Origin of the sequence: Neisseria flavescens, assembly GCF_005221285.1 — a bacterium.
GTDB classification, from domain to species: Bacteria; Pseudomonadota; Gammaproteobacteria; order Burkholderiales; family Neisseriaceae; genus Neisseria; species Neisseria flavescens.
This window is the reverse complement of record NZ_CP039886.1, coordinates 1,618,094-1,638,472: the sequence shown is the minus strand read 5'-3', so window position 1 is coordinate 1,638,472 and position 20,379 is coordinate 1,618,094. Positions and strand designations below refer to the sequence as shown.

Annotated in this window: 18 protein-coding genes; 14 read left to right on the top strand and 4 right to left on the bottom strand. The window is 49.1% G+C overall.

Translation table 11 applies throughout. The features are described from left to right. Window positions 1–14 precede the first annotated feature (14 nt). The 12 genes from FAH67_RS08415 to FAH67_RS08360 all read left to right on the top strand — a co-directional run bounded on the left by FAH67_RS08415 (window position 15) and on the right by FAH67_RS08360 (window position 13,265). Window positions 15–875 (top strand): ParB/RepB/Spo0J family partition protein, encoded by an 861-nt coding sequence (locus FAH67_RS08415; protein WP_039863743.1) that lies wholly within the window; start codon window positions 15–17, stop codon window positions 873–875. Window positions 876–1,151: 276 nt separating this feature from the next. Then, window positions 1,152–1,505, top strand: a complete 354-nt coding sequence (locus tag FAH67_RS08410; protein WP_081451150.1) for an ATP synthase subunit I — start codon at window positions 1,152–1,154, stop codon at window positions 1,503–1,505. Beyond that, entirely contained in the window at window positions 1,495–2,361 is an 867-nt protein-coding gene (gene atpB, locus FAH67_RS08405; protein WP_004464456.1) for a F0F1 ATP synthase subunit A, read from the top strand. Before FAH67_RS08410 ends, atpB begins: the two co-directional genes overlap by 11 nt. A gap of 64 nt (window positions 2,362–2,425) precedes the next feature. Next, window positions 2,426–2,662: a F0F1 ATP synthase subunit C gene (gene atpE, locus FAH67_RS08400; protein ID WP_003676106.1), complete on the top strand. Its 237-nt coding sequence runs from the start codon at window positions 2,426–2,428 to the stop codon at window positions 2,660–2,662. Between the two features lie 73 nt (window positions 2,663–2,735). Beyond that, entirely contained in the window at window positions 2,736–3,206 is a 471-nt protein-coding gene (locus tag FAH67_RS08395; protein ID WP_004464459.1) for a F0F1 ATP synthase subunit B, read from the top strand. A gap of 4 nt (window positions 3,207–3,210) precedes the next feature. Further along, complete coding sequence (locus tag FAH67_RS08390) at window positions 3,211–3,744, top strand: F0F1 ATP synthase subunit delta (RefSeq protein ID WP_004464462.1); 534 nt, start codon at window positions 3,211–3,213, stop codon at window positions 3,742–3,744. 10 nt (window positions 3,745–3,754) lie between these two features. After that, window positions 3,755–5,302, top strand: coding sequence for a F0F1 ATP synthase subunit alpha (gene atpA / locus FAH67_RS08385; protein ID WP_004464463.1), 1,548 nt, complete (start codon window positions 3,755–3,757; stop codon window positions 5,300–5,302). A gap of 24 nt (window positions 5,303–5,326) precedes the next feature. Further along, a complete protein-coding gene (gene atpG / locus FAH67_RS08380) occupies window positions 5,327–6,202 on the top strand; it encodes a F0F1 ATP synthase subunit gamma (RefSeq protein ID WP_004464472.1) in 876 nt (291 codons plus the stop codon). 38 nt (window positions 6,203–6,240) lie between these two features. Beyond that, on the top strand, window positions 6,241–7,638 hold the full coding sequence (gene atpD, locus FAH67_RS08375) for a F0F1 ATP synthase subunit beta (RefSeq protein ID WP_004464473.1): 1,398 nt from the start codon (window positions 6,241–6,243) through the stop codon (window positions 7,636–7,638). Window positions 7,639–7,648: 10 nt separating this feature from the next. Beyond that, entirely contained in the window at window positions 7,649–8,074 is a 426-nt protein-coding gene (locus tag FAH67_RS08370) for a F0F1 ATP synthase subunit epsilon (protein ID WP_004464474.1), read from the top strand. 394 nt (window positions 8,075–8,468) lie between these two features. Continuing rightward, window positions 8,469–11,282 (top strand): DNA polymerase I, encoded by a 2,814-nt coding sequence (gene polA, locus FAH67_RS08365; RefSeq protein ID WP_004464475.1) that lies wholly within the window; start codon window positions 8,469–8,471, stop codon window positions 11,280–11,282. 45 nt (window positions 11,283–11,327) lie between these two features. Next, window positions 11,328–13,265 (top strand): tetratricopeptide repeat protein, encoded by a 1,938-nt coding sequence (locus FAH67_RS08360; RefSeq protein ID WP_004464476.1) that lies wholly within the window; start codon window positions 11,328–11,330, stop codon window positions 13,263–13,265. A gap of 63 nt (window positions 13,266–13,328) precedes the next feature. Here the strand turns inward: FAH67_RS08360 and FAH67_RS08355 are convergent, their stop codons facing one another. From FAH67_RS08355 to gap, 4 genes are all read right to left on the bottom strand, one after another. Beyond that, entirely contained in the window at window positions 13,329–14,225 is an 897-nt protein-coding gene (locus FAH67_RS08355) for an IS3 family transposase (protein ID WP_112890689.1), read from the bottom strand. Beyond that, window positions 14,129–14,479 carry a helix-turn-helix domain-containing protein gene (locus FAH67_RS08350; RefSeq protein ID WP_112890781.1) on the bottom strand — a complete coding sequence of 117 codons (351 nt, stop codon included), beginning with the start codon at window positions 14,477–14,479 and terminating at the stop codon, window positions 14,129–14,131. The genes FAH67_RS08355 and FAH67_RS08350 overlap by 97 nt, the downstream gene beginning before the upstream one ends. 109 nt (window positions 14,480–14,588) lie before the next feature. After that, window positions 14,589–16,817, bottom strand: coding sequence for a DNA helicase II (gene uvrD / locus FAH67_RS08340; protein WP_039864435.1), 2,229 nt, complete (start codon window positions 16,815–16,817; stop codon window positions 14,589–14,591). Between the two features lie 100 nt (window positions 16,818–16,917). Beyond that, window positions 16,918–17,946, bottom strand: coding sequence for a type I glyceraldehyde-3-phosphate dehydrogenase (gap, locus tag FAH67_RS08335; protein WP_003682614.1), 1,029 nt, complete (start codon window positions 17,944–17,946; stop codon window positions 16,918–16,920). Window positions 17,947–18,776: 830 nt separating this feature from the next. On the opposite strand from gap, the gene FAH67_RS08330 reads away from it, so the two are divergent. Continuing rightward, window positions 18,777–20,258: a sodium-dependent transporter gene (locus FAH67_RS08330; RefSeq protein ID WP_003682617.1), complete on the top strand. Its 1,482-nt coding sequence runs from the start codon at window positions 18,777–18,779 to the stop codon at window positions 20,256–20,258. After that, on the top strand, window positions 20,258–20,350 hold the full coding sequence (locus tag FAH67_RS08325; protein WP_036472778.1) for a methionine/alanine import family NSS transporter small subunit: 93 nt from the start codon (window positions 20,258–20,260) through the stop codon (window positions 20,348–20,350). The genes FAH67_RS08330 and FAH67_RS08325 overlap by 1 nt, the downstream gene beginning before the upstream one ends. The last annotated feature ends 29 nt before the right edge of the window (window positions 20,351–20,379 follow it).

Here is a 20,379-nt window from a genome sequence, read left to right as displayed (position 1 = left end):
AAAGGGAAAACAATATGGCAAAAGCAAAAGGTGGATTGGGACGCGGTTTGGATTCGCTGATTTCCAATGCAGTGGACAGCAGCAGTAGCGACCGCCTGACAACGGTTGCCATCGCCGATATTCAGCCCGGCCGTTATCAGGCGCGTGTGCAAATTGATGATGAAGCTTTACAGGAATTGGCCGATTCCATTAAAGCGCAAGGCATTATCCAGCCGGTTATCGTACGTGAGCGTGGTCTGTCTCAATATGAATTGATTGCCGGCGAACGCCGTTGGCGCGCTTCCCAGTTGGCCGGTTTGACCGAAATTCCCGTCGTTATCAAAACCATCAGCGACGAAACTGCGTTGGCCATGGGTTTGATTGAAAACCTGCAACGTGAAAACCTCAATCCGATTGAAGAAGCGCAAGGTTTGAAACGCCTTGCCGACGAATTCGGCCTGACTCATGAAACCATTGCAAAAGCCGTCGGTAAAAGCCGTAGTGCCATCTCCAACAGCCTGCGCCTGTTGAGCCTGCCTGAGCCGGTTCAGGAAATGCTTTATCAACGCCGTCTGGAAATGGGCCATGCCCGTGCGTTGCTGACCTTGCATGTGGTTGACCAGTTGGAGTTGGCGCAAAAAGCCGTCAAAAACGGTTGGTCGGTACGCGAAGTAGAACGTCGCAGCCAGTTGGCGCATCAAAAAGCCAAGCCTGAAGCAGCCAAAACCATCAGCCCGGATATCCGCCGCATTAATGATGCCCTGACCGAGCGTTTGGGTGTCAATGCAGAAGTCAAAACCAGCAATCAGAAGAAAGGCAAAATCGTACTGCATTTTGATACACCGGAAACATTTGAATATTTGCTGAAGCAGTTGGGCATCAATCAAGAGTTTTAACGGTTTTATAAACAGGCCGTCTGAAAAAAAATTTCAGACGGCCTAAATTTTTGATAAAAGGACTGGTCGTACAGATGCTTACAATACAAATCAAAATCTTCTGTAAAATCTGTGTAGCAACATGTAATTTGTGTTAAACTCCGTTCCTGCAAAGATTTGTTTTATATGTGTTAATCATTTATCTGTGAAAGGTTCACAAAGATTAACATATTGCTTGACGTTAACAAACTTCTTGATTATATTAATTTGCCTTGCGTTTTTGGGGTGTGGAGTACAATGAATCGGATAGTCCCATTGCAAGTGATTGTATTGTTAATAATTTCAGTTGTTTGTGCGTTATTTTCCGGGTTGCCCGGCCTCCTCTCTGCTTTAGCGGGAGGATTTTCGTACATTTTGCCTACCCTAGTTGCAGTTTTACTTTTAAAGTTTTCCCGACGAAATCCCGATCTGCAAAGTTCAATGTTTGTCGGTGGAGAGGTTTTAAAAGTAGTGCTGTCGCTGGTATCTATGTCGGTCGTTTTTGCGATATGGCATCAATCGCTGGTATTTTTCCCATTCTTATTGGGGTTACTCAGTGTCAGTCATTTGGTTTTTTTAGTATTGTTGAGAGTGAAACACTATGGCAGGTGAAACTATGACCGCTGCCGACTACATCAAGCACCACTTGCAAAGCTTGACCAGTATGTCGGATGTTACTCAGGGTCAAGGACTGAAAAACATCGCTGATTTTTCGTTCATTAACCTTGATGCAATCTTTTTTGCCGTTCTGTTGGGTGTAATCGGCAGCTTCCTTTTGTGGCGTGGAGCCAAAAAAGCAACTGCTGGCGTGCCCGGCCGTTTTCAGGCGGCTGTTGAGATTTTGTTCGAATTTGTGGATAACATGTGTAAGGGCATTATTCACAACGAACAATCGCGTAAAGCTGTTGCGCCTTTGGGTTTGACCCTGTTTGTCTGGATTTTCCTGATGAACGCCATGGATATGTTGCCGGTTGATCTGCTGCCGATGGCATGGCAAGGCATTACCGGTAATCATCATGCACTGTTGCGCGTTGTACCGACTGCTGACTTGAATACGACTTTGGCTCTGGCAATTGGCGTATTGTTGGTATGTATTTATTACAATATCAAAATCAAAGGCTTTGGCGGTTGGATTCACGAATTGTTCAGCGCACCTTTTGGCCCAATGCTTGCTCCGGCCAACTTCCTGCTGAACTTGGTAGAGTTCTTGTCCAAAACCGTATCCCACGGTATGCGGTTGTTTGGTAATATGTATGCCGGTGAGCTGGTGTTCTTGCTGATTGCTTTGTTGGGTGGTGCATGGGCATCAACCGGCAGTATCGAAACTTTGGATCCAATTTTATTTGTGTTCCACCTGATTGCCGGTTTGGCTTGGGCGATTTTCCACATTTTGGTTATCACCTTGCAGGCATTTATTTTCATGGCGTTGGCGTTCGTATATATCGGACAAGCGCATGATGCACACTAATCAAGTAGTTTTTTCGTAGTTTGTTTTTCGTAGTTTAACCTTTACTATTTTAAGGAGTTTAAAAATGGGTTTGATTGCTATCGCATGTGGTTTGATCGTTGCCTTGGGCGCATTGGGTGCCTCTATCGGTATCGCAATGGTTGGTTCTAAATACTTGGAATCTTCTGCCCGCCAACCTGAGCTGATCGGTCCTCTGCAAACCAAACTGTTCTTGATCGCTGGTCTGATCGACGCGGCCTTCTTGATCGGTGTGGCTATTGCCCTGTTGTTCGCCTTCGTTAACCCGTTTGGTGCTGCGTAATCAAGACGGAGCGATCCGTTCAGATACAGGCTTACGGCCTGTTTGATTAACCCGGATACGAAGGTTAAGTAACGTGAATATTAATGCAACCTTATTTGCGCAAATCCTAGTTTTCTTTGGCTTGGTTTGGTTTACGATGAAATTCGTATGGCCTCCGATTGCCAAAGCGTTGGATGAGCGTGCCGCAAAAATCGCCGAGGGCTTGGCTGCTGCCGAGCGCGGTAAGAGCGATTTTGAGCAGGCAGAGAAAAAAGTTGCAGAACTTATGGCCGAAGGGCGTAATCAGGTAACCGAAATGGTTGCCAACGCCGAAAAACGTGCTGCAAAAATTGTAGAAGAAGCCAAAGAGCAAGCTTCTCATGAAGCGGCACGCATTGCAGCCCAAGCAAAAGCTGACGTGGAGCAAGAAGTTAACCGTGCGCGCGAAGTGTTGCGCGAACAGGTTGCTACACTGGCTGTTAAAGGTGCGGAATCTATCTTGCGTAAAGAAGTTGATGCTTCCAAACATGCAGATTTGCTCAGTACCTTAAAACAGGAGCTGTAATCTTATGGCAGAGTTCGCAACGATTGCCAGACCTTATGCGAAAGCATTGTTTAGTCTGGCCCAGGAAAAAAACCAAATCGAGTCTTGGTTGGGCGAACTGAAAGAACTCGCAGCGGTTGTTCAAGATGAGAAAGTCATTGCTTTCATCGAGCAACCGGAAACGGGAGCTTCCGAAAAAGCAGAAACGCTCAAAGGTCTTGTCGGTATCAAAAATGTCGAATTGGCAAATTTCATTACCGTTTTGGCCGAGCAAAAGCGTTTGCTGGTATTGCCGGAAATTTATGCCCAATATCAAGATTTGACCTTGATACACAACAATACGAAATCGGCAGTAGTTTACAGCGCGTATGAACTCAGTTCTCAGCAGCTGGCCGATGTTACCGATATCCTGACAAAACGCTTCAACAGCAAATTGGATGTGGTAGCTAAAGTTGCCCCTGAATTAATCGGCGGCATCAAAGTAGAAGTGGGTGATCAGGTCTTGGATTTGTCCGTACAAAGCAAACTGAATGCTTTGTATGCGACTATGACAAATTAGGAGAGTTTTCATGCAGCTTAATCCTGCTGAAATTAGCGATTTGATTAAAGCCAAAATCGAAAATCTGTCCGTCAATGCAGAAGTGCGTACCCGTGGTACCGTTGTTTCTGTTACAGACGGCATTGTGCGCATTCATGGCTTGTCAGACGCGATGCAAGGTGAGATGCTCGAATTCCCCGGTAACACTTTCGGTCTGGCCATGAACTTGGAGCGTGACTCCGTCGGTGCCGTAGTGTTGGGTGAGTACGAACACATTAAAGAAGGCGATACAGTTACCTGTACCGGCCGTATTTTGGAAGTGCCGATCGGTCGCGAACTGGTTGGTCGTGTAGTTGATGCATTGGGTCGTCCTATTGACGGTAAAGGTCCAATCAACACAACATTGACTGCTCCAATCGAAAAAATTGCACCAGGCGTGATTGCGCGTAAATCGGTTGACCAACCAATGCAAACCGGTCTGAAAGCCATTGACTCTATGGTTCCGGTTGGCCGTGGCCAACGTGAGTTGATCATTGGTGACCGTCAAACCGGTAAAACTGCCGTGGCATTGGATGCCATCGTTAACCAAAAAGGTACAGGCGTTATCTGTATTTATGTGGCTATCGGTCAAAAAGCATCTTCTATTGCCAACGTAGTGCGCAAATTGGAAGAGCATGGTGCGATGGAACATACTATCGTGGTTGCCGCAACTGCTTCTGAAGCTGCTGCACTGCAATACATCGCTCCTTACTCCGGTTGTACCATGGGCGAATTCTTCCGTGACCGTGGTGAAGATGCGTTGATCGTATACGATGACTTGTCTAAACAAGCCGTTGCATACCGTCAAATTTCCCTGCTGTTGCGCCGTCCTCCCGGTCGTGAAGCATATCCTGGCGACGTATTCTACCTGCACTCCCGTCTGTTGGAACGTGCGGCCCGCGTCAACGAAAACGAAGTTGAAAAACTGACCAATGGCGAAGTAAAAGGCAAAACCGGTTCTCTGACTGCATTGCCGATTATTGAAACCCAAGCCGGTGACGTATCAGCATTCGTACCAACCAACGTAATTTCGATTACAGACGGCCAAATCTTCTTGGAAACCGACTTGTTCAACGCCGGTATCCGTCCTGCAATCAATGCCGGTATTTCCGTATCGCGCGTGGGTGGTGCAGCACAAACCAAAGTCATCAAAAAACTGGGTGGCGGTATCCGTTTGGCGTTGGCACAGTACCGTGAATTGGCGGCGTTCTCGCAATTTGCTTCCGATTTGGACGAAGCAACACGCAAACAGCTGCAACACGGTGAAGTGGTTACTGAATTGATGAAACAAAAACAATTCAGCACATTGAACACTGCCGAAATGGCATTGACTTTGTGGGCGATCAACAACGGTTCTTACGCAGATGTTCCGGTATCCAAAGCCTTGGCTTTCGAAGCAGAATTTTTGAGTTTCGTTCGTACGCAACATCCTGAGGTTCTGGAAGCGATTAATGCATCAGGCGCAATGTCTGACGAAAGCGAAAAAGCATTGACCGAAGCCATGAAATCTTTCAAATCTTCTTACGCTTACCAAGCATAAGTATTGAGATGAAAGGAGTCTGAAATGGCAGTCGGAAAAGAGATTCTCACCAAAATCCGTAGTGTTCAAAATACCCAAAAGATCACTAAAGCGATGCAAATGGTGTCGACCTCTAAAATGCGGAAGACTCAAGACCGGATGCGCTTAGCGCGTCCGTACGCCGAAAAAGTGCGTACTGTGATGAGCCATCTTGCACAGACTAATGCCGATCATGGTATCAAATTGTTGGAGCCGCGCCACGAAGTGCGTCGTGCCGGTTTCATTTTGATTACCTCGGATAAAGGTTTGTGCGGTGGCTTGAACGCAAACGTACTGAAAAAGTTTTTGGCGCAAGTTCAAGAGTATCAGGAACAAGGCATCGAAGTCGAAGTCGTGTGCCTGGGTAGTAAAGGTTTGGCTGCATGCCAAAGTATCGGTTTGAATGTTATTGCCAGCGCAACCAATTTGGGCGATACCCCAAAAATGGAATTGCTGCTCGGCCCTCTGACCGAAATCTTCCAACGTTATGAGAAGCATGAATTAGACCGTATCCATATGGTTTACTCACGTTTTGTCAATACAATGCGCCAAGAGCCGCGTATGGAAGTTTTGCTGCCTATCGGTGAAAACGTTATTGACGACGAAGCAGGTCATTCTTCATTTGCTTGGGAATACCGCTACGAGCCGAGTCCTATCGCTGTATTGGAATATTTGGTTCGCCGCTATTTAGAGTCTGTGGTTTATCAGGCATTGAGCGACAACATGGCATCTGAACAAGCCGCGCGTATGGTAGCGATGAAAGCCGCAACCGACAATGCAGGCAATGCCATTAAAGAATTACGCTTGGTGTACAACAAATCGCGTCAAGCCGCGATTACCACAGAATTGTCAGAAATTGTAGCAGGTGCAGCGGCAGTTTAATGCCGTCTGAAGCCTGAACAGGAAATTAGGATACGATAATGAGCCAAGGCAAAATCGTACAAGTTATTGGTGCGGTGGTTGACGTGGAATTTCCACGCGACGCTATTCCGCATGTTTACGATGCCCTGAAATTGGACGAGAACGGTCTGACTCTGGAAGTTCAACAGCTTCTGGGTGACGGCGTTGTCCGTACTATTGCAATGGGTAGTTCAGACGGCCTGAAACGCGGCATGTCTGTAAGCAATACCGGTGCGCCAATCACTGTGCCGGTAGGTAAAGGTACATTGGGCCGTATTGTCGACGTATTGGGTACGCCTGTTGATGAAGCAGGTCCGATCGATACCGACAAGAGCCGTGCCATTCACCAAACTGCTCCGAAATTCGATGAGTTGTCTTCAACTACCGAATTGTTGGAAACCGGTATTAAAGTGATCGACTTGCTGTGTCCGTTTGCTAAGGGCGGTAAAGTAGGTCTGTTCGGTGGTGCCGGTGTGGGCAAAACCGTGAACATGATGGAATTGATCAACAACATCGCCAAAGCGCACAGCGGCCTGTCCGTGTTCGCAGGTGTGGGTGAACGTACCCGTGAAGGTAACGACTTCTACCACGAGATGAAAGATTCCAACGTATTGGATAAAGTAGCCATGGTGTATGGTCAAATGAACGAACCTCCAGGCAACCGTCTGCGCGTTGCTTTGACCGGTTTGACTATGGCCGAATACTTCCGTGACGAAAAAGATGAAAACGGTAAAGGTCGCGACGTATTGTTCTTCGTTGACAACATCTACCGTTACACTCTGGCCGGTACCGAAGTATCCGCACTGTTGGGTCGTATGCCTTCTGCAGTGGGTTACCAACCGACATTGGCTGAAGAAATGGGTCGTTTGCAGGAGCGTATTACTTCTACGCAAACCGGTTCCATTACTTCCATCCAAGCCGTTTATGTACCTGCGGATGACTTGACTGACCCGTCTCCAGCGACAACTTTCGCCCACTTGGACGCAACCGTCGTATTGAGCCGTGATATTGCATCTTTGGGTATTTACCCGGCAGTTGACCCGCTTGATTCTACTTCACGCCAATTGGATCCGATGGTATTGGGTCAAGAGCACTACGACGTAGCGCGCGGTGTACAGTCTACTCTGCAAAAATACAAAGAATTGCGCGATATTATCGCCATTCTGGGTATGGACGAATTGTCTGACGAAGACAAACTGACTGTGATGCGTGCCCGTAAAATCCAACGCTTCCTGTCTCAACCGTTCCACGTTGCCGAAGTATTTACCGGTTCTCCAGGCAAATACGTTGCATTGCGTGACACCATCGCCGGCTTTAAAGCCATCTTGAACGGCGAATACGACCATCTGCCTGAACAAGCGTTCTACATGGTAGGCGGCATCGAAGAAGCGGCTGAGAAAGCGAAAACCTTAAACTAAGGAGGCCGGCATGAGCACCATGCAAGTTGAAGTGGTCAGTAGCGAGCAAAACATCTATTCGGGCGAAGCCGGCTTTGTGGTGGTTCCGACCGTTCAAGGTGAGCTTGGTATTTATCCACGACACGAGCCGATTATGAGTTTGGTACGCCCCGGAGCATTACGTTTGACTGTTCCGGGTGAAGCTGAAGAAGTGCTGGTTGCCGTTTCCGGTGGCGTTTTAGAAGTACAACCTGATAAGATTACCGTATTGGCAGACGTTGCCGTCCGCAGTACAGAAATGGATCAGGCACGTGCTGAAGCAGCTAAAAAAGCAGCCGAAACAGGTGTTTCTGAAGCCAGAGACGAAAAATCTTTGGCTGAAGCGCACAAAGCATTGGCAGCCGCCATTGCCCAGCTGAAAACTTTGGATTACCTTCGTTCGCAAAAAAACAAGTAATGTGGGTTCATCAAGAAAAAGCACAACGAAATGTTGTGCTTTTTTATTTGCCTGAAGATAAGCAATTTGGTATTGAAATGTCGATAGATAAGCAGGAGTCGAGACGATATAATCACGGTTATGATTGAATTTTTGATAGATTCTGGTCAAGCAGTTAGCCTTGTTATGCTGGTAAAATAGTCTTTTTAAATCTTTTCCAGCATCAATAAAACAGATTAGATAATTTCTAATTTATTGAGATTTCAATAGAGTTAAATTCTTAAACATTTGAAATAATAGGGTTTATCGAAATGCTCATATAAACATCAGGCCGTCTGAAACTTGATTTTCGGTTTTCAGACGGCCTTTTCCTTTATAATCCGTACATTATTTTCATACACACAGCAGGTTCTCCATGTCCAACAAGCCCACACTCCTTCTCGTTGACGGCTCTTCTTATCTTTACCGCGCCTATCATGCCATGGGGCAGAATTTGTCTGCGCCTGACGGTGCGCCGACGGGGGCGATGTATGGCGTGTTGAACATGCTGCGTCGGTTGCGGGCGGATTATGTGCATGATTATTGCGCGGTGGTTTTTGATGCGAAAGGCAAAAATTTCCGCCATCAAATGTTTGAAGAATACAAGGCGACGCGCCCGCCGATGCCGGACGATTTGCGTCCTCAAGCGGAAGCCTTGCCGGATTTGGTGCGGTTGATGGGCTGGCCGGTGCTGGTGATTCCGCAAGTCGAAGCGGATGACGTGATTGGCACGCTGGCGGCAATGGCAGGCGAAGCGGGTTGGAATGTGGTGGTGTCCACCGGCGATAAGGACATGGCGCAGTTGGTGAACGAACGCGTAACGCTGGTGAACACGATGAGCGGCGAAACGCTGGACATTGAAGGTGTGAAGGAGAAATTCGGCGTGCGCCCCGACCAAATTCGCGATTATCTCGCGCTGATGGGCGACAAGGTGGACAACGTGCCGGGCGTGGAGAAATGCGGCCCGAAAACGGCAGTGAAGTGGCTGGAAGCCTACGGCTCGTTGCAAGGCGTGATGGAACACGCTTCGGAAATCAAGGGCAAAGTGGGCGAGAATCTGCGTGCCGCCCTGCCGCGCCTGCCGCTGTCGTATGATTTGGTGACGATTAAAACCGATGTGGACTTGCACACCGAACTTTCAGACGGCATCGAAAGCCTGCGCCGTACCGCGCCGAAATGGGCGCAACTGGTTGTCGATTTCAAACGCTGGGGCTTCCGCACCTGGCTGAAAGAAGCGGAATCAAACATGAATACCGGATCGACCGATGATTTGTTCGGCAGCGACAGCATCGGCGAGCAGGCGGCTTTGAATGCGGAGATGCCGTCTGAAAGGCTACCTGAAAAAGCCGTTGCCCCCGAAAAGCTGGATTATCAAGCCGTTACCACCGAAGCGCAGTTTGCCGCCGTGTTAGACAAACTGTCGCAGGCGGACACAATCGGCATCGATACGGAAACCACGTCATTAGACGCGATGAACGCCTCGTTAGTCGGCATCAGCATCGCGTTCCAAGCAGGCGAAGCGGTTTACATCCCCGTAGGACACAGCCAGACCGCCGCGCCCGAACAGCTTGATTTGCAGGACGTATTAGGTCGTCTGAAACCGCATTTGGAAAACCCCGCCCTGAAGAAAATCGGGCAAAACCTCAAATACGACCAACACGTTTTCGCTAACTACGGCATCGCCCTGAACGGCATTGCCGGCGACGCTATGCTCGCTTCCTACATCATCGAAAGCCATCTTGGACACGGCTTGGACGAATTGTCCGAACGTTGGCTGGGCTTGGAAACCATTACCTACGAATCATTGTGCGGTAAAGGCGCGAAGCAAATCAGTTTTGCCGATGTCGCCATCGGGCAGGCGACCGAATACGCCGCCCAAGACGCCGATTTCGCCTTGCGCCTCGAAGCGCACCTGCGCGCGCAAATGGACGCCAAACAGCTTGAAATGTATGAAAAAATGGAGCTGCCCGTCGCGCAAGTATTGTTTGAAATGGAACGCAACGGTGTGCAAATCGACCGCGCCGAACTCGCCCGCCAAAGCGCGGAACTCGGCGCCGAGCTGATGAAGCTCGAACAAGAAGCCTACGCCGCCGCAGGGCAGCCGTTCAACCTCAACTCGCCCAAACAGCTGCAAGAAATCCTGTTCGACAAAATGGGCATCCCGACAAAAGGGCTGAAAAAAACCGCCAAGGGCGGCATTTCCACCAACGAGGCCGTGCTCGAACAGCTCGCGCCCGACTACCCCTTGCCCAAAATCATCCTGCAAAACCGCAGCCTGGCGAAACTCAAATCCACCTACACCGACAAACTGCCCGAAATGATTTCTCCCCGGGATAACCGCGTGCATACCACCTACGCCCAAGCCGTCGCCATTACAGGACGCTTGGCAAGCAACAACCCCAACCTGCAAAACATCCCCATCCGCACCGCCGAAGGCCGCCGCGTGCGCCGCGCCTTTACCGCGCCACCGGGCAGCGTCATCGTTTCCGCCGACTATTCCCAAATCGAACTGCGCATCATGGCGCACCTCTCTGGAGACAAAACCCTCATTGCCGCATTCCAAAACGGCGAAGACGTACACCGCCGCACCGCCGCCGAAGTGTTCGGCACTGCGCCCGAAAACGTCTCGCCTGAGCAACGCCGCTACGCCAAAACCATCAACTTCGGCTTAATCTACGGTATGGGGCAATACGGCCTTGCCAAATCATTGGGCATCGACAACCTTTCCGCCAAAAACTTTATCGACCGCTACTTCGCCCGCTACCCCGGCGTCGCCGAATACATGCAGCGCACCAAAGAACAAGCCGCCGCCCAAGGCTTCGTCGAAACCCTGTTCGGCCGCCGCCTCTATCTGCCAGACATCCACAACAAAAACGCCAACGCCCGCGCCGGAGCCGAACGCGCCGCCATCAACGCCCCCATGCAGGGCACTGCGTCCGACCTCATCAAACGCGCCATGATAGACGTGTCCCGATGGCTTTCAGAGTGCGAAGCCTCCCTGTGGGACTGCCTGAAGAGCAAACTGATTATGCAGGTGCATGACGAACTGGTGCTGGAAGTACCCGAAGCCGAACTGGATTTAGTGAAAGAAAAACTGCCGCAGATTATGGCGAAAGTGGACGAAGGGATGTTGAACGTGCCGCTGGTGGCGGAGGTGGGCGCGGGAATGAATTGGGAAGAGGCGCATTGAAATAGTATGGTATTTAACAGATTGTTTTAAGAAAGGGATAAAGTAATGAATGTTCAAGATTTAATTAATGAAGGCATAGAGTTATTTGAAAACAAAGAATTTGACGAAGCGATTGCCAAACTGAATCAGGCTTTAGATGGAATTGAAGATAAAAATAGCAAGATTCAAGAGCAAAACAATGCCCAATTTTGGTTAGGCCGTTGCTATTTAGAGCAGGCGATGAAAGCCAAAGACAAGGAGTCGGAACAGTTATTTGAACAGGCAGTTGAACATTTCCAACGATCGTTAGAATTTGCCGAACAGCTGGAAAACAAGCAAAACAGTATTCAACAACAAATCTATGCCCAATCTTGGCTTGGTCGTTGCTATTTTGAGCAGGCGATGCAAGCAGAAGGAGAGAATTCTGAACGGTTGTTTGAGCAGGCTGTTAAACACCGGAAGGAGCGATTGCGTCTTGCCGAACAGCTGAAGGGTGAAAACGGTACTCAGGAACAGATCTTTGCTCGATATTGGCTAGGACGCTGTTATTTAGAGCAAGCGATGAAAGCCGAAGGTAGCGATTCTGAACGATTGTTTGAGCATGCCATGGAACAGTTTCAAGAAAGATTACGTCTTGCCGAGCAGCTGAAGGGTAAAAACGGTACTCAGAAACAGATCAATGCAAAATATTGGCTAGGCCATTGCTACTTTGAACAAGCGATGAGAGTGAGAGAGGAGAAGTTTAAAGAGGCTATTGAATCTTTTGAAGAAGCATTGGAGCTTTCTGAGAACTTGCCACCGTCAGGTAATAAGCAGAATAATAAAAAGAGAATCTATCTTTATTTAAGGAAAATCTATTTACATCAAGAAAAATGGGAAGAATATTTCAAATGGAAAAAACAGGAAATACAGGAAAAATTATTTGAAAATAACGGAGAAGGTTTAACAAGTGCTGTTTCCACCATTCTAGCTGTTTTAAATATTTCACCTATTGAATTAGGTTCAACTCCGCTTGCTCATTATACTTCGCCTTCTGTATGCGAGAAATTGTTTGGCATTATTCATGATAAAAATGATGTTAATAATAAAGGTAAGGATCCCGTTGATAAACAAAAGGCCAATCCAATGAGAATTGGCAGCTCCACTTATATGAACGATCCAACAGAAGGAGAAGGACTGTTGGAGTTGCTGAATCTGCAGGATTTAGAATTGGAAAATAAAGCTGATTGTCCTGACTATAATGCTTTCTTTACCTGCTTTTCCAGTCGTGTCAATGATTTAAACCAGTTCCGTCTGTATGGTAAAGAAAATAGTGTGGAAGCGTCGGGCTGTTGTCTTGTATTTAATAAAAAAGTGAGGTGGTTGAAAGGTTCCAATGTTTTAGAGTCATTTCGAAGACTTACGGATAAATCGGATGAAGCCCCTGAAACATCAGCGGAAGTGTCAGACATATTAGCTGTTAACTTGCCGCTTTATCAAGTGGCTTATATTGCTTATAAGGATGAATATATTGCTGAAGAAAAATGCCGTATATGGTTGCCGAATAAAGACAATCCAAATTTTGGCATCCGTTTGAAATCCTTTGGAAATAAGGGGTGGCATGAGTATCGTATCGGTAAACTTGAAGAAGCATTGAAGCAGTTAATTAGAATTTTCAAGGGCAAAGCTAATATCAGTGATGAAGACAGAAAAGCTTTGGAATATATCCGCTATCTGTTTAAAGATTTTGCTTTCCGCGATGAGGAAGAGTTCCGCCTGCTGAAAATCGAACAAATTGGTTCTAAAGACATTAAATATTGTCAGGATACAAAATCTGTCTATCTGCCTTATGCTGATATACGCGATATTGTTGATGAAGTAATTTTGGGGACGAATTACGAAAAGAGCGGAAAAGAGCGCAAGGCGGAAGTGTTTCAGCACTTAATGCGTAAGCATTATCCAAACGTTAAAGTGTCCCGCTCGTCGTTGCCGATTAATGCCAATCCGCCGATTAAGAAGGATTAATTAATCTCAGGCCGTCTGAAAATTGAACTGGCCCCCAAATCTTGGACACTCATAAAAGCCTATTCAGGCACTCTGTGTAAGCCGGGTTCTGTATGCGACAGGACTCAGCTTTTTCAATTTCAAACTGCAACGCTCGCGGTTGTAGTAATCCATATAGTCATCTATCTGTTTCATCAATTCATCCACCGTCAATTCCCCTGCACGGTAGAAACACTCCGTCTTCAGCACCGCAAAGAAGCTTTCCATCGGTGCATTGTCCCAACAATTCGCCTTTCGCGACATGCTTTGAACCATGAAATACTCCGCAAGCAATTCCCTATACCCCGCCGTACGGTACAGCACACCTTGGTCGGAATGAAGCATCGTTCCTTTATCAGTCAGCCGGGGTGCCGCTTTTTCGAGCATTTCCTTCACCATTTCACTGTCGGCTCTGCGGCTCATGGCGTAGGCGATGATTTCGCGGTTGAACAGGTCCAAGATCGGCGAGAGGTACAGTTTGCCGTCCTTTCCTTTGAGTTCGGTCACGTCGGTCAGCCATTTTTCGTTGGGCTTTCGGGCTTTGAACCGGCGTTTGAGGAGGTGTTCCGATATTTCGCCCATGGCGGGATGGCGGTAGGCTTTTTTTGCCCGTATGAGGGCTTTCAGTCCTAGCTGCCTCATCAGCCGCGCCACTTTTTTGCGGTTCCAACCTAATGCTGCTGCAATGCGCCTTTGCCCGTAGCGTCCTTTATGCCGTTCGTAGATTTCGGCGATAAGGGCTTTGTCGGCTTCATTGGGGTCGGGTCGGTCCTGATGATGGTAGTAAAAGCTGCTTTTGGGCAGGTTTGCGATGTGCAGCAGGTATTTGAGCGGGTGTTGCGCCCTCAGTGTTTGGACGGTTTGGCTTTGTCCTTTTCGGTCTGTTTTTTGCTGAGGGCTTTTAACTCCTTTAGGTAGGCAACCTTTGCGCGCATATAGCACAACTCTTCGATAAGCTCTGCCTGTGTTTTTTCGTGGTCGGGTTTGTCGGCGATGAAGGGGTTTTTGCGGTGTTGGGGCATGGTTTTGGATTGGGGATGTTCGAGTGCGCCGATGCCGCCTTCTTGATAGGCGCGTATCCATCGTCGCAGGTTGGTTCGGGAAATGCCGTAGTGGTCTGCGGTACGCTGTTGACTGCGTATGTGCAGGTAGTGGAGTACGGCTTGGTATTTGAAGTGTAATGTATATTTGCTCATAAAAAAACTGCACCTTGTGAGTTGGAGGGGGGGGTGTCCAACTTTTGGGGTGCAGTTCAAATCCCTAAATATTTTCAGACGGCCTTTATTATTTCAAGCCTTCTCGTGTTTACACCTCTTCCAATTTCGCAAACTTGGTATCCAGCTCTTTCACGCCCTGTTTGCCGAAGTTAATGGTCAGGCGGGCGGATTCGCCTTTGTCTGCGGCATCGATAATCACGCCGGTGCCGAATTTGGCGTGTCGGACGTTTTGGCCGATGCGGAAGCCTGCGTAGGTTTGCGGCTGTTTGAAGTCATCGAGGATTTTGTCTTTGAACGTGGCGGTTTGGCGCATGTTGCCGTAGCTGTCGTAGGCGGGTTTTTTGACGGACAGGTAGTGCAATACTTCGGGCGGGATTTCTTCGACGAAGCGGGAGACGATGCCGAATTGGGTTTGTCCGTGCAGCATGCGTTGTTGCGCCATGGTGATGTAGAGGCGTTTGCGGGCGCGGGTGATGGCGACGTACATGAGGCGGCGTTCTTCTTCGAGGCCGCCGCGTTCGGCAAGGCTCATTTCGCTGGGGAAGCGGCCTTCTTCCATGCCGGTGAGGAAGACGGCGTTAAATTCCAAGCCTTTGGCGGCGTGGACGGTCATCAGTTGGATGGCTTTTTCGCCTGCGCCTGCTTGGTTTTCGCCGGATTCGAGGGCGGCGTTGCTCAAGAAAGCGAGGATGGGGAAGGCGGGGTCGTCTGAAATGTTGTCGGACAGGATTTCGAAGTTGCTGTCTTCGGGTTTGAACTCGATGGCGGCGTTGACAAGTTCGTCTAGGTTGTCGAGGCGGTCTTGGTTGTCGCCTTTTTGGGTTTGGTAGTATTCGGTCAGACCGCTGTCTTTGAGGATGCCGGCGATGATTTCGGGCAGGGGCATTTGTCCGACTTGGTTGCGCAGGGCTTCAATGAGGCGGACGAAGGCGGCGACTTTGGCGGCTTTTGCGCCGGCATTGCAGGCTGCCTGCCAAAGTGAAACGCCTTGCTCTTGCGATGCCGTCTGAAGGTTTTCGACGGTACGCGCGCCGATGCCGCGCGGCGGAAAGTTAATCACGCGCAAGAGGGCGTTGTCGTCGTCGGGATTGACGGCGAGGCGCAAATAGGCGAGCACGTGTTTGATTTCTTGGCGTTCGTAAAAGCGCAGGCCGCCGTAGATTTTGTAGGGGATGCCGCTGCGGAACAGGCTTTGTTCGATGACGCGGGATTGGGCATTGCTGCGGTAGAGGACGGCGATTTCGTCCAAATCCCGGCCTTCGCGTTCGAGGGCTTTGGTTTCGTCAACGATGAACCGGGCTTCTTCGAGGTCGGTAAAGGCGGAGTAGTAGCGGATTTTGTCGCCTGCTTCGGCGTCGGTGCGCAGGTTTTTGCCGAGGCGTTCGTCGTTGTTTTCGATAACGGCGTTGGCGGCAGCAAGGATATTGCCGACGGAGCGGTAGTTTTGTTCAAGTTTGACGGGCGCGTCGATGTGGAACTCTTCCATCAGTGCGGTCATATTGCCGACGTTCGCGCCTCGGAACCGGTAAATGCTTTGGTCGTCGTCGCCGACGGCAAATACCGCCGCGTTGCCGCCCGCCATCAGTTTCAGCCACGCGTATTGCAGTTTGTTGGTATCTTGGAACTCGTCAACGAGAATGTGGTTGAAGCGGTTTTGGTAGTGCCGGCGCAGTATTTCATTGTTTTGCAGCATTTCGTAGCTGCGGAGCATAAGCTCGGCGAAATCAACCACGCCTTCGCGTTGGCAGATTTTGTCGTATTCGGCGTAACACTCAATTATGCGGCGCGTATGCGGATCGGGCGCACTCAACACGGAAGCGCGCAAACCGGATTCTTTTTGCGCGTTGATAAAGCCTTGCAGCGAACGCGGCGCGATGATTTCTTCGGCGATGTTGAGGCTTTTGAGCAGGCGTTTGATGAGGGAAAGCTGGTCGCCGCTGTCGAGGATTTGAAAGGAAGACGGCAAACCGGCATCGCGGTGGTGTCTTCGTAGAAGGTGATGACAAATCCCATGAAATGTACCGATCAGCATGGGTTCTGCTCTTGTTGTTTCCCCTGTATCTTTGAGATGCAAGAGTTCGCTAACACGACGATTCATCTCTTTTGCAGCTTTGTTGGTAAATGTAACTGCCATAATGCTATGTCGCGTTGCCTGACCGGTTTGCAAAAGCCATGCGATGCGCGTGGTCAGTACGCGTGTTTTGCCGCTGCCCGCACCCGCCAGCACAAGGGCGGATTGCGGCGGCCAGGTTACGGCAGAGAGTTGTTCGGGGTTTAAGCCTTGCAGGAGGTTGGGGGCGGATTCGTTGGGAAACATGAAGAGGCCGTCTGAAAATAAATGGGAATGCGATATTTTAAAGGAAATACAAAAGGCCGTCTGAAAAGATGTTTCAGACGGCCTTTGTGTTGGAAGCCGATTAGAACGGACGTACTTCCAAACCGAACATACGGCGCGCGGTGTTCAGCATTTGGCAGCTGAAGCCCCACTCGTTGTCGTACCATGCGAATACTTTAACCATTTTGCCTGCGGTAACTTTGGTCAGCGTAGAGTCAAATGTGCTGGCTTGGGTAGTGTGGTTGAAGTCCATAGAAACCAGTGGCAGGGTATTGTAGGCCAATACGCCTTTCAGACGGCCTTCTTCGGAAGCGGCTTTCATCAGCGCGTTGATTTCTTCGGCAGAAGTGTCGCGGCCTGCTTGGAAGCTCAGGTCAACCAGGGAAACGTTGACGGTCGGTACGCGGATGGCGAGGCCGTCGAGTTTGCCTTTCAGGTCCGGCAATACCAAACCGACGGCTTTTGCTGCGCCGGTTTTGGTCGGAATCATGTTTTCCACGCCGCTACGCGCACGGCGCAGGTCTTTGTGGCGTACATCGGTTACGGTTTGGTCGTTGGTCAGCGCGTGGATGGTGGTCATCACGCCGTTTACAATGCCGATGTTTTCGTTCAATACTTTGGCAACAGGCGCCAGGCAGTTGGTGGTACAAGACGCGTTGGAGATAACGGTCATGTCGTCGGTAATCACGTCGTCGTTTACGCCGTAAACGATGGTTGCGTCAACGTCATCGCCGCCGGGAGCGGAAATCAGTACTTTTTTCGCGCCGCTTTCCAAGTGGATTTTGGCTTTCTCTTTGCTGGTGAACGCGCCGGTACATTCCATGACCAGGTCAACGCCCAATTCGCCCCATGGCAATTCGGCTGGGTTGCGGGTAGAGAAGTAAGGGATTTTTTTACCGTCGATGATGAGGTGTTTCTCATCGTGGGAAACTTCAGAGTTGAAGCGGCCGTGAACAGTGTCGAATTTGGTCAGGTGAGCATTGGTCTCGATGCTGCCGCTGGCATTGATGGCAACGATGTCGAGTTGGTCTTGCAGTTTGTAGTCAAAAATAGCGCGCACTACTTGGCGGCCGATACGGCCGTAGCCGTTGATGGCAACTTTGATACCCATGGCTTTTCCTCTTCTTTTGGGTTTGGGTTATGGAGCGAATGGTGGCAATTATAGCAAAATTGTAGTGCTGTGTAATTAATGTTTTATTGAAATTTTTAGGTTCGATTATTTTTGATTGTAGATGATTAGAGTAGAAATACAGGTTTAAATTTAATGTTATTTTATATTTTTTTGAAATTTTATTTTTTATTAATTCTATTTTTAGTGTTTTATGCTCGTTTTAAATCATGGTAATGAAGGAAACGGGAAAAGGCGGATTGTTTTTGTTTATATTAAACAGAATTTGAGTGTGGCTTTTGATTACAACATACAACAGTGTAATTTTCAGACAGCCCGGGTTTGATGGAGCAAAAGTAAAAGGCCGTCTGAACATTTTTGATGACATAGAATTTAAACGTCTTGGATTCCTGCTTTTCCTTGCCGGATAAGGGGAGGGCGGTTTTTAGCAAAGGGGAAATGGTCGGAGCAAGGGAGGGGGAAACGGAGGGATTGTTCGGTGTTTGGGGTTATATAAATAAGTGTATGAAGTTTTTAGTCGTAGTGCATGAGGATTTTGCTTGTGATTTAAATTTAATTATGACTTGTCAACACTGTTAAATTTTTTTACGATAAGGTCAGATTATGTTTGCATGGTCATAAGCGATGCATTCTCTATGCCGGATATTATCCTTGTCCGAATATCTACTTTAACCGACCGGCTTGCCCGGCCCGATTCCTAAATATATACGCGCAAGGCTGAACGGCCTTGGCGACACTTGATTTTTAAGAGGTTCATCGTGTCAAATTCTCAATCCAGCGAACGCGCGACGTTTAGCAGTCGCCGCGCCTTTATGTTTGCTGCCATCGGCTCGGCCGTGGGCTTAGGCAACATTTGGCGATTCCCTTACATCGCTTTCGACAACGGCGGCGGTGCTTTCATCCTCCCTTATTTGGTTGCGCTGTTGACGGCAGGTATTCCGCTGTTGCTGCTCGACTACGCCATCGGCCACCGTTACCGCGGCTCGCCACCTTTGGCCTTCCGCCGCCTCGGCCGTTTGTTTGAGCCGATGGGTTGGTGGAACTTCCTGACCAACGTCATCATCTGTATCTACTACGCCGTGATTGTCGGCTGGGCGGCAAGCTATGCCTATTATTCGTTGACTTCGGCATGGGGTGCGGATCCGCAGACCTTCTTCTTCAAAGACTTCCTGCAAATGGCCGATGCCAAAGACTTGGGTTTGGATTTTGTCGGCAAAGTAGCCGGCCCGCTGATTGCCGTGTGGGTGTTTACGCTGGCGATTATGGCTTTGGGCGTACAAAAAGGCGTGGCCGGTGCGTCCACATTCTTCATGCCTTTGTTGGTGGTGATGTTTGTCATCATGGTGGGCATCGCCCTGACTCTGCCGGGTGCGGTAAAAGGTTTGGACGCTTTGTTTACGCCTGACTGGAGCCGTTTGGCAGATCCGAAAGTCTGGGTAGCCGCATATGGCCAAATCTTCTTCTCGCTCTCTATCTGCTTCGGCATCATGATTACTTATTCTTCTTACCTGAAGAAAAAAACCGACTTGGGCGGCACAGGCTTGGTTGTCGGCTTTGCCAACAGCAGCTTTGAGTTGCTCGCCGGTATCGGCGTATTCGCAGCATTGGGCTTTATGGCGCACGCGGCAGGCAAGGAAGTCAGCGAGGTGGCATCCAACGGTATCGGCTTGGCGTTTATCGCGTTCCCGACCATCATCAACCAAGCTCCTATGGGCGCGTTGATCGGCGTGTTGTTCTTTGGCTCGCTGGTGTTTGCCGGTGTCACTTCCATGATTTCCATCGTTGAAGTGATTGTGGCCGCGATTCAAGACAAAATGAACATCGGCCGTGTCAGCGCAACGTTGATTGCAGGCGTGCCAATGGCGATTATTTCTACCTTACTGTTCGGTACGACCACCGGCCTGCCTGTGTTGGACGTATTGGATAAATTCATCAATACCTACGGCATTGTGGCTTCTGGTTTTGTTTATGTTTTGGCGATTGTCCTGTTGCACAAGCTGCCGGAACTGCGCAACCATTTGAACGCGCTGTCTTCCATCCGTGTCGGTAAAGTATGGACTGCCAGCGTGGTGGTTACCGTCGCTATGCTCGGCTATATGCTTTATCAAGATACCGCCGGCCTCTTGAAAGAGAATTACAGCGGCTATCCTGACAGTTTCCTCAATATCTTCGGTTGGGGCATGGTGGGCGCCCTCTTGGTATTGTCTGTCCTGCTGTCGTTCTTGCCGTGGAAACATGGTCAGAACTTCAACGTCAAAGACGAACATGAACACGAACGTGAAGGAGACGAATAATGAGTACTTCAGCCATTATTATGATGCTTGTCGCATTGATCGTCATTTGGGGCGGATTCATCGTCTCCGTCCTGCGCTTGCCTAAAGAATAAGGTTTGAGCAAATGAAAAGGCCGTCTGAA

Excerpts from the sequence above, each read along its gene's own strand:
- atpG (WP_004464472.1), top strand. The coding sequence starts at position 5,327 with ATGGCAGTCGGAAAAGAGATTCTCACCAAAATCCGTAGTGTTCAAAAT.
- FAH67_RS08325 (WP_036472778.1), top strand. The coding sequence starts at position 20,258 with ATGAGTACTTCAGCCATTATTATGATGCTTGTCGCATTGATCGTCATT.
- uvrD (WP_039864435.1), bottom strand. The coding sequence starts at position 16,817 with ATGTTTCCCAACGAATCCGCCCCCAACCTCCTGCAAGGCTTAAACCCC.
- FAH67_RS08370 (WP_004464474.1), top strand. The coding sequence starts at position 7,649 with ATGAGCACCATGCAAGTTGAAGTGGTCAGTAGCGAGCAAAACATCTAT.
- FAH67_RS08330 (WP_003682617.1), top strand. The coding sequence starts at position 18,777 with ATGTTTGCTGCCATCGGCTCGGCCGTGGGCTTAGGCAACATTTGGCGA.
- atpB (WP_004464456.1), top strand. The coding sequence starts at position 1,495 with ATGGCAGGTGAAACTATGACCGCTGCCGACTACATCAAGCACCACTTG.
- FAH67_RS08360 (WP_004464476.1), top strand. The coding sequence starts at position 11,328 with ATGAATGTTCAAGATTTAATTAATGAAGGCATAGAGTTATTTGAAAAC.
- atpD (WP_004464473.1), top strand. The coding sequence starts at position 6,241 with ATGAGCCAAGGCAAAATCGTACAAGTTATTGGTGCGGTGGTTGACGTG.
- atpA (WP_004464463.1), top strand. The coding sequence starts at position 3,755 with ATGCAGCTTAATCCTGCTGAAATTAGCGATTTGATTAAAGCCAAAATC.
- polA (WP_004464475.1), top strand. The coding sequence starts at position 8,469 with ATGTCCAACAAGCCCACACTCCTTCTCGTTGACGGCTCTTCTTATCTT.
- FAH67_RS08410 (WP_081451150.1), top strand. The coding sequence starts at position 1,152 with ATGAATCGGATAGTCCCATTGCAAGTGATTGTATTGTTAATAATTTCA.
- atpE (WP_003676106.1), top strand. The coding sequence starts at position 2,426 with ATGGGTTTGATTGCTATCGCATGTGGTTTGATCGTTGCCTTGGGCGCA.
- gap (WP_003682614.1), bottom strand. The coding sequence starts at position 17,946 with ATGGGTATCAAAGTTGCCATCAACGGCTACGGCCGTATCGGCCGCCAA.
- FAH67_RS08390 (WP_004464462.1), top strand. The coding sequence starts at position 3,211 with ATGGCAGAGTTCGCAACGATTGCCAGACCTTATGCGAAAGCATTGTTT.
- FAH67_RS08350 (WP_112890781.1), bottom strand. The coding sequence starts at position 14,479 with ATGAGCAAATATACATTACACTTCAAATACCAAGCCGTACTCCACTAC.
- FAH67_RS08415 (WP_039863743.1), top strand. The coding sequence starts at position 15 with ATGGCAAAAGCAAAAGGTGGATTGGGACGCGGTTTGGATTCGCTGATT.